The following is a 14,806-nucleotide window of genomic DNA, read 5'->3' as shown; positions in this document are numbered from 1 at the left end:
TTATACTATGCATGGCTGGTTCTCCTTTAATTGCAGCATCTGACTGCGTTGAGTTAGTTCTTGTCGAACATGCTATGTGTAGCATAAAACTCGGGAGGTGAACCAGCCTTCTCATTTTACCTTACCTGCTGCGTGTCCTGCGCCTCGACCTGCGAAAAACTTCACTGATGAGAAATCCGGGCTAATGGTAATAATGGTGTTACCGGTACAAGGAGACTGTCAGGAGCTTTGAAAAATTGTATCGCCAAGACTCGTGCGGGCAATGCAGCCTAAAAAATGCTCCGACTCTGATTAGCTGTAGAAGTTTAGATCAAATCTAAACTTCTACAGCCGATACGTCCCTTTTCATTCATGTCATCAACCTTTTAAAAAAAGTAACCAGAGTAAATAAATTTTACCTCAACATTGACAACCTATACCTTAAATCTCTCTACTGTCTTATTGAGCTTCTCAGAGAGATTTGATAATGCCGAAGACTTCTCATTGACCATTGATGAGCTTTGGAACATTTCTTCAGCGGCAAGGGTCACATCATCGATATCTTTAGCAATTTCGCTAGCAACATTCGTGCTTTGCGCGACATTAGCGTTCACCTCTCCTATCCCCAGGGAAACCTGAGCGACATTTTCAGCTATCTCACTGGTTGCAGCAGACTGCTCCTCAACCTTATTTGATATCAAGCCTACAATATCATTAATCTGGGTATTCACTCTTGTGATAGTCCCTATTTCCGCCACAGTCCCATCCGTTAATGATCTAATATCTGAGACAATTTTTTTAATCTCACTCGTTGCATCTGCGGTTTGCTTCGCCAACTCCTTAATTTCGTTTGCTACAACCGCAAAACCTTTTCCCGCTTCTCCCGCTCGGGCAGCTTCAATAGTAGCGTTCAGGGCCAGTAAATTAACCTGCTCTGAAATTTCTGTAATAGTTTCTATTACATGTTCCACTTCCGAGGCAGCTGCACCAAGCTCTTCTACCTGCTGGGAGGCTTTTTGAGCCTGCGATACTGCTTCGAGGGTTATATCTCGTGCATTATCCGTATTCTCAATTACTTCTGAGAATATGTCTGCTATTTGCTGTGCATTGTCAGAGACCATCGTAACATTGGTGGACGCCTCCTCCATAGCCGCAGCGATTGAAGTCATATTCAAACTCATTTCTTTTCCTGCCTCAGCAACCCCCGAGGCTTTCTCTGACGATTGCCCGGCACCATCAGCCAGCGACGAGGCAATACCCAGCAAACTCGAAGAAGAACTGTTGAGCAATTCAAGATTGTCTTTTATTTCATGCACCATGCCTTGTATTTTCTCAACAAAGATATTGAAATTCTCAGCAAGCAGACCAACTTCATCCCTTGATGTAACAGTTATCCGGCCACTGAGATCACCTTCTCCCTCTGCAATATCCTTCATCCGGTTAACTATGTGAAGAATTGGTCGAACTATTGATTTATGGCAACACATATTATCACAACCAATCCTAATGCCCCCAGGATCAGTTTGACTCTCAGACTTTCCCCCATCTCTTTCCCTTTAGCACAAAATATATGGCATCGAATAGCTCTTCGAAAAACATGCATCACCCAGATGCGTCGACCGCCCTCACTCACTGTGAAAGCATGTAACTCTTTTGAGCCTATGGAAGGATCTTTCTTATGTCAAATAATAATGGTCACGGTGGTATCCCTGCTATGAGTTCCATTCTAAAATTGGTGTGATCAGCCGGGATTAAATCTTTTTGATGTCTCAGATTATATCTGCTGCCGAGCGGTGGCCCACTCCTGTCCTTCATGGTTGGTTTACAATGCCGGGCCGGCACAAAGAATATCAGCCAGGATTTCTCTTCAGACCAAGCAGTGCCTGATTCGAAGTTTTTGCAAGTGAATAGGTAAGGTAAAATGAGGAAGCGTAGATTCCGGGTAAGCGCTTCCCTTTTACTGTCAAAATACTAAAAAAGATGGTGCCACATGGGCTGACCTTCGGGGCTAACTGTAGTAGTGCTTAAATACTGATTAAAAAGGGTGCTAAAGTATGGGAGATTACATATGTGACAAATGTCTAGGTAATTATTATTAGTATTCTTTAGGGAGCAATAAGTACCCCGAGGCGGGGTCATTTGAAATATCGTCCTATTTCAAATGAACAGGCCGTGCCCGTCTATCAACCGTTCGTCCTTATTTCTTATCCTTTCAGGTGGCAACAAACGGTTGAGGCAAAGTGTTTACAACAACTCCATCCGCAATCGAAAATCGATTGTGTTGCGCCGATGCCCCTACCGATTACGATGCGTGAAACAAAACAAACAGAAACGATCCCAAAAGTAGCACTTTTTGTCTACAGCGAAGAGGCAGCAGAGCTGGTAATCCCTCTCAAAGAGAATCCTTATGGGGTTACGATTACTGCTGTTACGCATGAGGCCTTCTTTGCCAAACCGGCCCAACATCTTCCAGCAATAAAGCATGTGGTTGTTTCCGGACCGATCAAAACCATAAAAAGGGTAATGGAACTGGCCCTGGAATTCCAATTTTCCATCGGCATAGTCCCCACCAAAAAACAAAAAAAAATTTGTGCAAGCTTTGACCTTCCACAAGAGGTAGAGCAAGCAATAAAAACCGCGCTGACAAATGCAGATACCGCAATAGACCTTATTCGGTGCAACGGCAAAATACTCCTTTTCAGAGGAACCATCGGCAGTATTCCATTGCTCGATGCACCATCAAACAAAAACAAACCAAGAACAGCACTGGAAGCGTTGAAAAGGATCCGCCGCCTCAAACATAAAGGATTTACCTTTACCACCGGATCCAACCGGCCTGTAAAAACGGCAGCCTGCGGGTGCATGATTATCCAGCAACAGGAAAAAACCCTTGCCGCTAAACTGATTGAGCAAAACAATTCCTGCACAGATGGCATGATTTCGCTGATTATTGCAGCTCCTCTTTCCGTTGTTAGCTATATAAAATTTATCACTGAATCACTTAGACAAGACTTCAGCCTAAACAACTTGACCAGTACCATTGGCTACCTGAAAACGGAAACGCTGCGCATCGAATCAACCGAACCGGTGCCCATGTTTATTGACGGAGAAGAGGCGACCTCCACACCTGTGCAATGCGAGGTACTCTCTGCTGCGGTAAGAGTCAAAACCGGCGAAAAGCTGCACCAACAAAAACTAGAGGGGGCAACACCTGCAGAAATTACCAAGATTAACAATCTTCCCCAGGGAAAAGAAATAATCAAGGCACAGAAAAAACAAATCCCGTTTTTTTCGTATGCATCAGAAGAGCGTTTTCGCGATCTTTTTCTCGCCTTAAAAGGCGATGCTGCCATTGATCCCATCTATATCATTCTCATGCTCCTGAGTACGCTGCTGGCAACAGTGGGTCTCTACCTCAACAGTTCCTCTGTCGTTATCGGTGCCATGCTTCTGGCCCCTTTGATGTCTCCTATTGTTTCCCTCGCCATGGGGTTGCTTCGGGGTGACAGTGCACTTGCTTTTCGCTCATTTCGTAAAATTATCGTCGGTGTTGGGATCGCTCTTTCAGCAGCTGCTCTCATGTCCCTCACGTTTCCCTACAAACCGGTTACCGCAGAAATGCAAGCCCGGCTCAACCCATCCCTGCTTGACCTGGCAGTGGCCGTTATTGCTGGAATAGCCGGTGCCTACACCAAGTCTTATAAAGAAATACTACAGAGTCTAGCTGGAGTGGGGATTGCTGTTGCGCTGGTACCACCTTTAGCTGTAGCCGGGATCGGCCTTGGTCGCCTTGACCTCCTTTTTGCATGGCAAGCCTTTCTGCTTTTTTCCACAAACCTGATCGGGATAACCCTTGCCGCCGCCTACACCTTCAGAGTACTCGGATTTTCAGCAGCTGTGCGCAACAAGCGCGGGGTTGCGCTCATCGCAATTACAATGGCACTGATTGCCATTCCTCTTTTTCTTTCCTATAAGCAGATTGTTTCAAAGGCAGAACTGGAAAAAAGTTGGCAGACAGAGCGATTTCTGGTCAACGGTAAATATCTTATTGTCAGAGAGGCCAATCTAACCAACCTCAAAGACAAAAAAGTACTGTATGTCAATCTGCTTGCCAGAGATCAGCTAAACAGGCACGATCTCGCTCAGTTCAAGCGTAAAATTCAAGGTAATTTCGACAAAAAACTCATCGTCCGCGCTAACATCACCTATATTCCATAAACAATGCTGACCAGAAAGCTCTCCATTTGCGCTCTCATTTTCACAGTTTTTCTACTCTGGAGCTGCGACTCTGCTCCACCGCCGATTACCCCTAGCGGCACTTCGGTAAAAATAGCAGTCATAGGATCATTTAGCGGTGGCGATAGTCATATTGGAGAAAGCGGTCTGCGGGGCGTTAAGACAGCCCTTGCTATCCAACCACTCCTTACTAACGGAAACAAGATTGAGCTGGTTACCTTGGATGATGCAAGCAGCCCATCATCCATTGAGCGGATAATTAAAGAACTGGTAACAGAAAAATTTGCCGCAATTCTCCTTCTTTCCAGAAGTGAGATCGCCCTCGAACTTGTCGCCTCCATCAAGACCATTAATCTGCCGGTCATAGCCACCGTTGCTACCCATCCAGACCTCACCAGTGACAATGACCTGTTTATTCAGCTGAGCTTTGACGACAACTTCCAGGGAACAGTTGCGGCAATGTTTGCCAGGGATGAGCTACTAGCAGAACGGGCTGCTGTTTTTTCCCAACCAGCTTCACCCCATTCCAAGCACCTGGCAGATATATTTATCAGAACATTCGAAAATGCTGGGGGCAAGCTCATTGCTCACAACAAGCTTGGCGACACCCCGGTTGATCTTCCAGCAACTCTGGAATGGCTTAGCCAACAAAAAGCAGACATTATTTATTTGCCAGTACAAACAGAAGCTTTGCTCAACCTTGCGAAAACAGCACAGCAAATCGACTGGGCAGTCCAAGCCATAGGCAGTGATGGATTGTTATCTCACTTCCTTCTAACCCAGAAAGAGCACATAGACCTAATTGATGGGATAATGGCAACCGATGTATATTCGAGTGAGATACTGGTAACGGAAACCGGGAAAAAGGCCATTGCCACCTATGATTCTCTTTTTGATGATGCCGGAACCACCTTCGCCGCCCTTGGCATTGAGGGGATGACCCTGCTTGGAAAAGCGATGAACACCTGCCCTGAACTCGCTGATTCTCAATGCCTTCTAGACACACTACACAGTGGTATCACCTTTGAGGGGATGATGACCACCATCACTATCACTTCAGACGGCAAAGCCGTCCGTCCTGTTTATATCAATGGTATCCAAGACGGCCGACTCATCTTTATTGCCAAGGTCAACTGATGGTGGTTGGACAATTTACATCGTCTGCATGCCTTTCCACTGTTGGCCTTTACTTTTTAAACTCTATTATAGTGGCTCCGCCCTCTTCGTGGTTAACCCCTGGATTGCAGATCAATAACTGTTCACTCTTAACATCCATGATCTCCTCCAAAAAGGTCTTCACAGCCATTGAACGGCTTTCACCAATTTCATAAAGCTGCTTACGCAACTTTTCATCGCTTGTTATTGCATAGCCACTCTTCCCGACAGCTTGCTCACCGTCACCAAGTTCTGACAAGGCGACTTTGGCACATATAGTGTAAGTTGATTTTTCGTCTGCAAGTATCGCCTTGCCAACTTTTTGAAGAGTCTTTTTCTGCTCCTCAGACAGTTCTTCTACATTTTTCTCAAAGGTGAGTGTGGGAAGATCGGTATCCAGCATTGCTTGCCCTATCTTTCCGCCCAGATACACCAGCGCTCCCGTTGGCCCGAGAAAAGTATAGGCAAGGTAGGGAGCAACACCAACGGCTATGGCTTTTCCCATTGCAGTGATGACGATATCTGTCAAGCCAAAATTCAAATCATCAACTTTTCCTGATATAGGGACATCAAGCTCTATATTGCCACTGCTGTCACGCAGCATGGATAACGCCATATCAAGGGGAACAGGCAACTGATTATTTAACTTTGCAGCTAATTCTGGATTAACGGTTTCCGCCTCAATCCCCTGAAAAACAAATCTATTATCTAAGTCTAGGTCATCGCCAACAATTTTCTTGGTCGAAATCAGATCCAGTTGACCACTTTTGAAATAAGTCCCGATAGCATCAACCACATAAGGCGACAACTGTTGCAGGGAATAATTTTTGAGGGTCGTTTTTTGATCAAGTAAAAATTTTTCTGCCAAAGGCGCACAACTGCCCTCTATTTTCAAGGGTGAATATTTATCAAACGCACCCTTTACAGCATATGAGAAAGGTTTTTCAGGTTGATTTAAATCAATATCCTTTATCAGCCCTTCGTCAAGCAGCAATTCGGTAGTAAAAGGGCTGTTCAAGGTCGTATCAGTAAACCTGAAACCGCTTTTACCGACCACATTCACCGCAGTAATCCTTACCGGCAGGCCGTTGTTTTTTCCCTGCGGTGCACCACCTTTTTCCACGCGCTCCGGCTGCCCATGGTGAGTACTACTTTGCTTAGCAGCTTTTTCCCTGTTGATATGTGCATACAGTGAATCAACGGTCACTCCATCGCAGAAAAAGCCACCTGCTGCCGACCATTGCAACTCTTCAGCTTCTATTTGACCAAGGGTTACCAATGGAGAAACATCAGGTTTTCCGGAAAGAAAAAACTCACCTCCAGTGGCCATCAGCTTATCAGCTGCAACCGATCCGTTCATGACCGCACTAATATCAACAGCCTGTATGGAGCTCAACGCTACCAAATGCTTATTCTTTTGAGGGTCTGTAACTTCCGGCTTTATCAAATTTACGTTACCGACTGCAACGGATGTGAAATCGGGACTGGTGACATTGCCTATTACTGCCGAAGGCAGACTCACCTGCACTGGGCTGATTTCAGACTGAGAAAGAATAAGTGTATCCAACTCAACAGAGCCAACGGCCAAACCACCTTTGGTATCACCTTGCAAATCTTTAATTACAAACCTTTCAAGCTGAGCAAGAGAAGCTTCCCCCTGGTTCAGCTGTACGCTTTTTGTGTTAACGCTTGCATTGCCGCTTAAATAAGGACGTTCTTCTGTTAACTTAAGAGTCAACTCACTCTGTATGCCGCCTTCTGCTTGCGTAAGCTGCAAACCACTGCCGATAAGATCAACGGCCAGTTTTTCTGCTCCTAGTTCCCCTTTAACTATTATCTCCTGTTCTGTCTGTTCCTGGCTGTACCCACCCAGGCCTTTCCATGCCACTCGCTGCCCTTCTGTTGAAATAATATCTTCAAGGTCTACCTTGGTATCCGTCAACTCAATATTGCCCTGATAGGTAACGCGTAGCTTGTTGCCAAGAGTAAGCTTTGTTGTCCCGTTAGCATCAATGCTTCCCTGGTCAATAGCTATTGACGGCATCCCAAACTGCGTGAGTTGGCCTCGCAAACGCCCCTGGGCATCAACGGTCGCCTTATACACCTTACCAATGTGCTGGATATACGAGACCTTTCCTTCATAGGCGAGCTTTTCACTGCCTACAGCCTTCTTATCAGCCCCGGTGTGCATAGAAAAAGAGGGTGCAATCAGTTCCATGATACCTTCAGTGGCAACCTGCATTTCATTGGTATTCATCTGAAATGCTGCTTTGCCCAACCAGTTGGCCGTACCATTAACCAACCACTGCTCCCCGCCAATTTCGCCCTTATTGTACCCAATGGCTCCATCATAAAGGACATCCATGCTGTTGCTGCCATCCATGCCAAAAGTGAACGTTCCATCAAGCCCAGCCACACCCTGAAACGGGGAAACAAAGGGTTTGAGCAACTCGCTAAAATCCTGCAGATCAACAGCGGCAAGTTTCACCCGTCCCTCTAGAAACAACTGCGGTAAAACAGCAACCTGTGATAGTTGTATATCAAAGGGAGCATTATTTAACAGTCCCTTCAAACTGACACTCCCTTTTTTCTCTTCAGGATTTGTATTGAATTTAACAATACTGCCTCTTTCGACAACACAGGTCATATCGAGGTCAGGTTGCTTGTAATGGACAGTGACGTTTTCAATATTAACCTGTTGAACATAGAGTAACCATGGGTTTACCTCGTCTGCAGGTGAAGCAACCACTGATTTTTCCGGGACCTCTTCAACTTGTCCATCAAGGGTGTAAGAGCCTACCCTGATGCTACCATCCTTAAATCTTTCCAGATCGATAACCACATTGGTGAGAGTCGCCTCCTCAACATGAGCCTCGCGACCAAAAAGTTTGCTCAGGCCGATGTTGAGCGTTATGGCACTTTGGGAAAAAACCTGTTTATCATTGTGCCGAACGTCTACTCCGTGCAGGGCAACCGTTCCTGTTAAAGGATTTATGCGAATTTTTTGGATAATGGCTGAATCAGCACCATTACTCACCAACCATTTCTGCAGATACACTTTCACGCCAACGTGTAACAGGAGTATGGCAACGCCAACGATAATCGGTACAGCAACTAAAATCCGGGTTACTCTTTTAGCCCAGAGTCTCTTTAGCAAAGAGGCCCTTTCATTTTCTTCGGTTTTTGCCATGGTCTTTTCGCCTGTTGGAATAAAAGTATAAAACGCTGCCTGAAAAAGAAATAAACGAGATCAAGTTTTTACTCAAGCCCTGAAGATCGAAAAATAAATTGAAACAGACGTCACCAGCTCTTAAAAAACACCCCGTTACCCGCAACAGCAGGAGCGGAACAACCAGAGAATGCCCTACCCGGTTGACTCCTTTCTTTTGCTACATTACTAACAATATAAAATAATAATCAAGGAGCACCCAATACAAAAAATACAAACATTCTTGCTAACGGCAACCTGCTTACCCTGTTCTGCATCCCCTCTCTCCACGCAGAAAGCTTAAAGTGGTATTTCTCTCCATCCCATCCCGGAAATGGCTCACTGATCGTATCGAAGGCGATCGTGCCGGCAGCAACGTCTTAATCGACCAAGGACAAGATCCTCACACATTTGAGCCTTCTCCTGTGCAAAATAGCCCGACTGACCAAGGCCGGCCTTTATTTCACTACCAACATGCCCTTTGAAAATATGATTGTCAGGATTCTGCAGCCAAACAGCACCACCTGCATATATTCAAAACTGCAGAGAATGTATCAATAATCCCCATCCAAAGCCATCGTGACGAGCATGCGCACCACGATCATGGTGTCCAACAGCAGCAAAACCTTGCCCCCCGATATCTGGTTCCCCCCTATCAACCCAAATCGTATGGCTTTTACCATTACCGATACTTTGGGAAACGAAGCCCCAACAACGCATAGAGCTTTCTACAAACGCGGACTCCGGTAAGCGCTTACCTTTTACAGCCAAAACAAGGAAGAAGATGCACTGTTTGGGCTCACCTGCGACTTAAAATGTTTCCACGCGTTGTCCACGAAGGACTATTTCCTGTATTTCCTGTAGCATTTTCTCCTCCTGCTCCAGCACCTGTTTCATTCGCGTGAATACACGATCATTTTTTCCGACAAGCTTCATTGTCTTTTGTAAGAGCAGTAGCCCCTGCTGGTGATGTTGCTCTAATTCCGCAAGAACAGCTTTACGTCTTTTTTGCTTTTGCTGTTCCGCATCTATGACCGGTAGCAGACGCCTAATCGACACCTCCACCAACACATCCCTTGGCAGTTCGTACTCGTGCGCAACTTTTTCAATTGAAATAAGAGAGTTACGACTCAACACGAGCGTTTTCTGGCGTCGTTCTCTAGCCGTTCGTTCATTATTTTTAACTTCCCTGGCAACCTGGGATAAAACATCACGATCTTCAACTAGCTGATCAAACAGAGTTTTCTGTTTTATCCCCAACTGTGCGGCAGCAATACTCAGAAGTTTTATTATTTCAACCGGCAATTTAAAAGTTGCCCGAATGGACTGCTTTCCCTTTAACAAATCGGCCGAAAGTCCCAAATCGGGAAATTCTGCTGTCATTTTTCCTGCTCCTCAACCATAAGTTTACTGGATATACGAAAAAAGATAACCTTGAAGCATTACCATGTCAAAGCAAATAAAAAAAGTAATGCAGACATGCTTTTATTTTTTGCATAAAATAGAGTTGACACCTAAAAAATCATAACTATTTTTTCAGCATACAAAACGAATTACTCATACAAATACAAACACATACATGAGGAGAAAAAACATGTGGACCCGGATGAATGAACTTGAAAAAATGTTAAACAACATGGACATTTTTCGTTCCAGGCTTGGCAGTGCCTTTCAGGACTTTGACCGAGTTATTGAACAACGACATCCCTGGGCAACAGCTGACAACTATCCACGAACCAACCTGAACGATACCGGTGACAACCTGGAGGTTATTGTTGAGGTGCCGGGAGTATCAAAAGATGACATTAACGTCAAAATCCAGGGAAACTACCTGGAACTCAGCGGTAAAAGAACTCGAGAAGTGCCGGAAGGATATACTGTTCACAGAACAGAAAGGGAGGCAAACTCTTTCTCCAGAAGCTTCACTTTACCGTACGAAGTAGATGCTGATAAAGTTACAGCATCACTCCACAATGGTATCCTGACCATGTCACTGCCGAAATCAGAGGCTGCAAAACCAAAACAAATCGCCATCAGCTAAGCAGAAATACCCTCTAATAGAAATTGGTGCAAAGGAGTTTAACAATGAGCGACAACAAAGCATTAACACCCAGCAACAAACATGAGGTCAACGCAGCCAGGGAATTGCCTGTAGTTACTCCAGCAGTTGATATCTTCGAAAATACAAATGAAATACTGCTCCACGCCGACATGCCCGGTGTAGAGAGAGAGAACATCTCCATCAACATTGACAACGGCAAATTATACTTATCAGGCACAAGAACAGTGACTGATTCTGGGGCTACCAGGTGGCAGGAATTCGGCGCAGCTGAATATAGTCGTACCTTCTCGGTACCGCAATCTATAGATATCCCTAATATCAAAGCGCACCTGCAGGATGGTGTTCTGCAATTACAATTACCGAAACTGGAGGCTGCCAAACCCAAACAAATTAAAATTACCACTGGATAATGACAGCTCCAAAAGACTGCCGATGAGATTATAAACTGTATAATCATGGAGGGATGAGCAGTTCCCTGCGGAAACGCTTTTCCCTTCCAAAGCAGAGGAGGCAACCATGGAACTAAAGAGTCTTGCACCGTGGAACTGGTTTAGCAAAGAGGAAGAGCTGGAACGTTCAGTACCGGTGAATAAAGTACCGGTTGAAAAGGGTAGAGTACAAAAAATTCCGGCTACGTTTCCCAATAGCGCTGAAGGACTGTTCGATACGTTATTCGGCAACGTCTTTAAAGACTTAATTGGTGGAAATCAAACACCATTGGGTGCGTATGGACTACTGAAACCACAGGTTGACTTACGTGCAGAAGACAAGGAGTATATCCTTACGGTCGAAATTCCAGGTGTCACTGAAAAAGATGTTATGATCAACGTGGCTGACAACGCCATGACAATCACAGGCGAAAAAAAGCAAGAAAAGGAAACCAAAGAGGGGAACTATTACCGAATGGAAAGGAGCTATGGCTCTTTCCAGCGCGTACTCTCTTTACCCGATGATATAGACCAGGATAATATCCAGGCAAACTTTAAACATGGTGTATTGACGGTAACCATGCCCAGACAAAAGGTAGTTCCCCACACGGGCAAAACAATTGAGATTACAAGTTCCTGAAAGCAACCTTAGGGAAAAACCCTTTACCAGACAGCAAAGCCTTCCAAATTCCGTTGAAGAGCCCCTGCTGTTTGGTAAGGGGTAAAAACCGGCAGGACACACCCACCTATTATTTACTGCTCCTGCCATAAGCAGGCTATATGGAACAGGCGCGATTTTTTTTTGCAGGTAAACGCAGACTCCGACGCCCTATCTATGCGAGCGAGCGAGGACCGTCCAATATGTTTATTTATTCTGCTTTTTCAATCGGATAGTCAGATCCTTTCCAGGCAAAGATGCCTCCTGGATACCGATAAACGTTTTTATAGCCAAGCTTGACGGCCCAGGCTGCACCGTTATGACTACGGGTGCATTTAACAAAACCACAATAAATTACGATACGCTTGTCTTTATCTTCACCCAATAAATTTATGAAATCTTCCTGGGTTTTACCATCAGTTTCGTTAGTATCCCACTGCTCCATGTCTGGTATGGGAAACAAAAACTGAACAGCACCCGGCACATGCTGTTTTTCATAACTGGCAGCCAGTGGCATTGTATCAATGATGAGTATATCTTGTCCGGAATCAATCCATTTTTTCAGTTCTTCGGTAGCAACCACATCGTACCCGCCACGCTGAACTTCCCGAACCAACTTAATTGCCCCGTCTTCCTTCTCCCGTTCTTTTTTAAATTTGTCGCCCAAAAAGGCAGCGGCAGGAGAAACCATTCCAGCCACCACACAAACAACCAACACCACTTTTAAAATCAATTTCTCTATACGCATCTCTTTATCTCCTTTTACTCAATAATGTGTTCACCAAATCCATCGTTGCTATCGGAAAAATATTCCCGAACCTGCGCCAACCATATATAAAAGCGACTCCACCTAACATGACCATATCCCGAAACAAAGACAATCTGAGCCCATGAAACGCTTTCGCTTCGATATCCTCCGGTCCGAAGCAGCCACAATCAATATCCAGCCCCATCGAAATCGCGTACCAAAGTATGGCAATGAACAGTACCAGCAGGACGGCAATCAAGGCCAGACTTCCACGAATATCGAATAGCAGCCCGATTCCGGCCATTACTTCCAACAGTGGTAGCGTGATTGCGACCGGCATGATCAGACTTTCGGGAGTGATTCCATAAGCATCGATCAAGGTAGCAAATATTGCAGGGGCCAATAGCTTCGTGGTACCTGCATAAATAAATATGCCGCCAAGTATCCATCGACAAACTTTATACAGCCAGTCCATTACTCTCATGTGGTTTAAGTCTCTCAAGAAACGAAATTGCTTATTCCCAACAAGGCATACACCTGTGAAGAGTATTTCAGATGATTAATTTCCGATAAATTTCAATGGGGCTTGATTCATCCGGCAAAGATGTATTTCTAAAACGCTATCACTTTAGCATACGGCTATGTCAAACAATCCCGAATTGATGAAGGGGGGGCCTCCACCCAGAAATAATCGGAAGAAATGTAAATACTATAGGCACTTTCGATATGTCAAACAGGTAATACTAATACACCATCTCCTTCTCATAAAATTTTCCAATGGGAAGTTAACAGATTAGGCCTGCGAAAAAACAATGATGGCAACGATTCCGCAGTGCTCCAAATATTCACAAGCTGACCGATTGGCAGATAAGCCCCACCTGCGACACATTGGTATGCAGGGCGGGCATATCGTGAAGAGTTGGGGTACTGCTGAACAGTTACCGTTTTTTGGTTGCCCTGACACTCTTGACAAATAGTGAAGATTTCAAAACAAAAAAAGAGTATATTAACCAGACGCTAAAATAAACCATCAGCCAACCAGAACAAGCATACTTTTACCTCGTGAAATTGATGAAAAACACCAAGGATCGTACCCCTTCGCAAAAGCAAAAAAAGAATACCTCCTCCTATACGATTGAGAATAAGGATACGCTTCTTGCCAGCCTGCTTACCAATATACCGAATAAAAAAAGAAAGGTTATTAAAGCAGTTCTTAGGGACAGGCAAGTGTCCGTCGATGGAGAAACCGTCACCCAATTCGATCATGTTCTGCTTCCCGGACAACAAGTTGAAGTACTTTGGGATCGAATTGTAAAAGAGAAGCATCCTCGTGAATTGAACATCATCTATATTGATCAGGATCTTATTATTATCAACAAGCCTTCCGGCCTGTTGACTGTTGCCACGGATAAGGAACAACGCAGAACAGCCTATTCGATGCTGAGCAACTACGCGAAAACTGAAGATCCAGAGAACAAAATTTTCATCATCCACAGGCTTGATCGAGAAACATCCGGTCTCCTCATGTTCGCCAGAAGCGAGCATATCAAACGTGAGATTCAGGAAACCTGGGCCACGACGATCAGCCAACGTACCTATGTTGGGGTGGTAGAAGGGGTCGTCTCTCCACCAGAAGGTACAATCACCTCTTGGTTAACTGAGAGCAAAGCGTTTATTGTCTATTCTTCACAAAATCAGCAATTGGGTAAAAAAGCGGTTACCCATTACAAAAAAATACAGGGAAACAACGATTTCTCGCTGCTGCAAATTACCCTGGAAACAGGCAGAAAACACCAAATCAGAGTGCACATGCAGGACAGACAACATCCTATCGTCGGAGATAAAAAATATGGCTCAAGTTGCAACCCCATTGGACGCATGGGGCTACATGCCCAGGTGCTTGCCTTCACCCATCCCACGACCGGGGAACCACTCCGCTTTGACACAGGTATTCCAGGACAATTTTTAAAACTGTTTCGTTCTAAAAAAAAGAAGTGAAGATATTGACTGTCACCGGCTAAAAATTTGCAAAAGATCTTTACTGCATAAAAACTCTTCATTTTTGGTTTCTGGTTGATATGGACCACCTCTTTTGGTTCATATCAACCAAATTCACTCTTACCCCTCCCGCCTTTTCTTGTCGTTGCCCTGCCCACCTGCTATTTGCCCTTCATATCTTTTCATGACACGATGGCTCATATTTTGCATAAAATAAGAAGTTAAACATACCTAACTGAAAAAATAACTCCTCAAAAGGATGCCCCAGCATTGAACGGTCATGTCGCTGAGAACGAACATGTCCACCTCAAACCGTGAAAGGTATCAAAGAACA

The 14,806-nt window shown here is 44.8% G+C and carries 11 protein-coding genes; 6 read left to right on the top strand and 5 right to left on the bottom strand.

Features of this window, described 5'->3' with window-relative positions:
- Positions 1 to 413: 413 nt before the first annotated feature.
- Positions 414 to 1,466 (bottom strand): methyl-accepting chemotaxis protein, encoded by a 1,053-nt coding sequence (locus JWH17_RS08930; RefSeq protein WP_269755835.1) that lies wholly within the window; start codon positions 1,464 to 1,466, stop codon positions 414 to 416.
- Between the two features lie 652 nt (positions 1,467 to 2,118).
- On the opposite strand from JWH17_RS08930, the gene JWH17_RS08925 reads away from it, so the two are divergent.
- Positions 2,119 to 4,197 carry a TIGR00341 family protein gene (locus tag JWH17_RS08925; RefSeq protein WP_205222251.1) on the top strand — a complete coding sequence of 693 codons (2,079 nt, stop codon included), beginning with the start codon at positions 2,119 to 2,121 and terminating at the stop codon, positions 4,195 to 4,197.
- Positions 4,198 to 4,200: 3 nt separating this feature from the next.
- A complete protein-coding gene (locus JWH17_RS08920) occupies positions 4,201 to 5,352 on the top strand; it encodes an ABC transporter substrate-binding protein (protein ID WP_205222250.1) in 1,152 nt (383 codons plus the stop codon).
- 49 nt (positions 5,353 to 5,401) lie between these two features.
- Here the strand turns inward: JWH17_RS08920 and JWH17_RS08915 are convergent, their stop codons facing one another.
- The gene (locus tag JWH17_RS08915) at positions 5,402 to 8,560 is read right to left on the bottom strand and encodes a DUF748 domain-containing protein (RefSeq protein ID WP_205222249.1); all 3,159 of its coding nucleotides are present in this window, start codon (positions 8,558 to 8,560) and stop codon (positions 5,402 to 5,404) included.
- A gap of 828 nt (positions 8,561 to 9,388) precedes the next feature.
- Entirely contained in the window at positions 9,389 to 9,961 is a 573-nt protein-coding gene (locus tag JWH17_RS08910; RefSeq protein WP_205222248.1) for a hypothetical protein, read from the bottom strand.
- 211 nt (positions 9,962 to 10,172) lie between these two features.
- Between JWH17_RS08910 and JWH17_RS08905 the strand changes: the two genes are divergently transcribed.
- The 3 genes from JWH17_RS08905 to JWH17_RS08895 all read left to right on the top strand — a co-directional run bounded on the left by JWH17_RS08905 (position 10,173) and on the right by JWH17_RS08895 (position 11,708).
- A complete protein-coding gene (locus JWH17_RS08905) occupies positions 10,173 to 10,619 on the top strand; it encodes an Hsp20/alpha crystallin family protein (RefSeq protein WP_205222247.1) in 447 nt (148 codons plus the stop codon).
- Positions 10,620 to 10,663: 44 nt separating this feature from the next.
- On the top strand, positions 10,664 to 11,050 hold the full coding sequence (locus JWH17_RS08900; RefSeq protein WP_205222246.1) for an Hsp20/alpha crystallin family protein: 387 nt from the start codon (positions 10,664 to 10,666) through the stop codon (positions 11,048 to 11,050).
- A gap of 106 nt (positions 11,051 to 11,156) precedes the next feature.
- The gene (locus JWH17_RS08895) at positions 11,157 to 11,708 is read left to right on the top strand and encodes an Hsp20/alpha crystallin family protein (protein ID WP_205222245.1); all 552 of its coding nucleotides are present in this window, start codon (positions 11,157 to 11,159) and stop codon (positions 11,706 to 11,708) included.
- A gap of 229 nt (positions 11,709 to 11,937) precedes the next feature.
- Here the strand turns inward: JWH17_RS08895 and JWH17_RS08890 are convergent, their stop codons facing one another.
- On the bottom strand, positions 11,938 to 12,474 hold the full coding sequence (locus tag JWH17_RS08890; protein WP_205222244.1) for a rhodanese-like domain-containing protein: 537 nt from the start codon (positions 12,472 to 12,474) through the stop codon (positions 11,938 to 11,940).
- 4 nt (positions 12,475 to 12,478) lie between these two features.
- The gene (locus JWH17_RS08885; RefSeq protein WP_205222243.1) at positions 12,479 to 12,949 is read right to left on the bottom strand and encodes a MauE/DoxX family redox-associated membrane protein; all 471 of its coding nucleotides are present in this window, start codon (positions 12,947 to 12,949) and stop codon (positions 12,479 to 12,481) included.
- A 596-nt stretch (positions 12,950 to 13,545) separates the two neighbouring features.
- Between JWH17_RS08885 and JWH17_RS08880 the strand changes: the two genes are divergently transcribed.
- A complete protein-coding gene (locus JWH17_RS08880) occupies positions 13,546 to 14,472 on the top strand; it encodes an RluA family pseudouridine synthase (RefSeq protein ID WP_205222242.1) in 927 nt (308 codons plus the stop codon).
- Positions 14,473 to 14,806: the final 334 nt, after the last annotated feature.

Origin of the sequence: Desulfogranum marinum (genome assembly GCF_016918565.1) — a bacterium.
Taxonomy (GTDB): domain Bacteria; phylum Desulfobacterota; class Desulfobulbia; order Desulfobulbales; family Desulfobulbaceae; genus Desulfogranum; species Desulfogranum marinum.
Note: the sequence above shows the minus strand (reverse complement) of the source record. Positions and strands in the feature narration are given on the sequence as shown.